We start from the raw sequence: 2,293 nt of genomic DNA, 5'->3' as shown, positions 1-2,293 counted from the left end.
ACCTCGGGCAGGTCGAGGCCCTCACGCAGCAGGTTGATGCCGACGAGCACGTCGTATTCGCCCAGGCGTAGCTGCCGGAGCAGTTCGACGCGCCGCAGCGTGTCGATCTCGGAGTGCAGGTAGCGGACCTTCACACCGAGGCCGAGCAGGTAGTCGGTGAGGTCTTCGGACATCTTCTTGGTGAGTGTGGTGACCAGAACCCGCTCGTTGCGCTCCGACCGCTCACGGATCTCGTGCACCAGGTCGTCGATCTGCCCCTTGGTGGGCTTGACCACGACCTTCGGATCGACCAGGCCGGTCGGGCGGATGACCTGCTCGACCACCTCACCGCCGACCTGACCCAGCTCGTAGTTGCCCGGTGTCGCCGACAGATACACCGCCTGGCCGATTCGACCGGCGAACTCTTCCCAGGTCAGCGGCCGGTTGTCGACCGCCGACGGCAACCGGAAACCGAAATCGACGAGGTTGCGCTTACGCGACATGTCACCTTCGAACATGCCGCCGATCTGCGGCACCGTGACATGCGATTCGTCGATCACGAGCAGGAAGTCGTCGGGGAAGTAGTCGAGCAGCGTCGCAGGCGCCGAACCCGCCGGGCGCCCGTCGATGTGGCGCGAGTAGTTCTCGATGCCCGAGCAGAAGCCGACCTGACGGATCATCTCCAGGTCGTATTCGGTGCGCATCCGCAACCGCTGAGCCTCGAGCAATTTGCCCTGACGTTCCAATTCCTCGAGCCGCGCGGCCAGTTCGGCCTCGATGTCGCCGACCGCGCGCTCCATCCGCTCCGGACCGGCCACGTAGTGGGTGGCCGGGAAGATGCGCGCCGAATCGACCTGGCGCACCACGTCACCGGTGAGCGGGTGCAGGTAGTAGAGCGCCTCGATCTCGTCACCGAAGAACTCGATGCGGATCGCCAGCTCCTCATAGGACGGGATGATCTCCACGGTGTCGCCGCGCACCCGGAAGGAACCCCGGGTGAACGACATGTCGTTGCGGGTGTACTGCACGTCGACGAGCAGCCGCAGCAACGCGTCGCGGTCGATCTCGCCGCCGACCTCGAGCTGCACCGACCGGTCCAGATACGACTGCGGGGTGCCCAGACCGTAGATGCACGACACCGAGGCGACCACCACGACATCGCGACGCGAGAGCAGACTCGAGGTCGCCGAGTGCCGCAGCCGCTCGACGTCGTCGTTGATCGAGCTGTCCTTCTCGATGTAGGTATCGGTCTGGGCGATGTACGCCTCGGGTTGGTAGTAGTCGTAGTACGAGACGAAGTACTCGACCGCGTTGTTGGGCAGCATCTCGCGCAGCTCGTTGGCCAGCTGCGCGGCCAGGGTCTTGTTCGGTGCCATCACCAGCGTGGGGCGCTGCAACTTCTCGATCAGCCAGGCGGTGGTCGCCGATTTACCGGTACCGGTGGCGCCGAGCAGGACGACGTCCTTCTCCCCCGCGTTCACCCGGCGCTCGAGCTCGGCGATGGCCGCGGGCTGGTCGCCGGCGGGCGAGTACTCGCTGACCACCTCGAATCGAGCGCCCGAGCGCTCGATCGTGCCGACGGGGCGGTGTTCGGAATGGGCGATCGGGTGACCCCGCTCTTCGTACCCTTCCGTCGGGATCTCGGTTGCGAATGCCATGGATCCAGCTTAGGCGCGACCACTGACACGTTTGCGCTCCAGCGAGCCGCCGCCCGTCCGCCACACCCCGCGCCGCGCCGAGCGCCGCCGGTCGGGTCGTGGTCGTTCTGGTGAACTTCTGCTCATCGATGCCGTCGCGGCACTGCGCGACTGTGACAACAGCCACCGGCAAGCAAACCGTCGGCGACCCCCATTTCGCCTGGTCGGGGCGACCGCCCACGAACGCGGCGAATGCCCGGCACTTCGCGCGATGTCCGAAAAGTCCCTTGCGCCAATGATATTCGACGATCGAGGCGCCGAATCGACCACGCCACAACTCCCGATGCGGGCGTACCCTGAGTTGATCATCGGACGTGGTGAAGGACAAGGCCATGAGCGTTCTACTTCCCCTGCTCGTCGCGGCTCCCGCGGTAACCGGATTCGCCGGCTATTTCGCCAGAGAGATACGCGGCCCGCTAACACCGACCACCGTCTCCACGACCGTCGCCCCCTCTGCCAGACCCCGGGTCGAATACTTCGACCTGGCCGAGCTGACCAGCACCGACGCCAAGGGCTACATCCGCCCGGTCGACCGGTACGAAGTGCAGCCGTGGGGCATCTACCTGGCCCGCATCCTCGACCGGCCGCACGGTCGCTACGAGGAGTCGTGGATGCCC

At 66.0% G+C, this 2,293-nt stretch carries 1 protein-coding gene and 1 pseudogene; one reads left to right on the top strand and one right to left on the bottom strand.

Translation table 11 applies throughout. The features are described from left to right. Positions 1–1,637 (bottom strand): excinuclease ABC subunit UvrB (uvrB, locus tag ACFWF3_RS32830; protein ID WP_379317767.1); only part of this gene is annotated, 1,637 nt, incomplete at its 3' end. 371 nt (positions 1,638–2,008) lie between these two features. Here uvrB and ACFWF3_RS32825 point away from each other — a divergent pair. Further along, positions 2,009–2,293 (top strand): annotated as a pseudogene (locus ACFWF3_RS32825) (hypothetical protein); the annotation flags it as partial.

This window comes from Nocardia sp. NPDC060220 (assembly GCF_042727815.1).
Taxonomy (GTDB): Bacteria; Actinomycetota; Actinomycetes; order Mycobacteriales; family Mycobacteriaceae; genus Nocardia.
The sequence above is the reverse complement of the archived record's forward strand: the minus strand, read 5'-3'. Positions and strand labels throughout refer to the sequence as shown.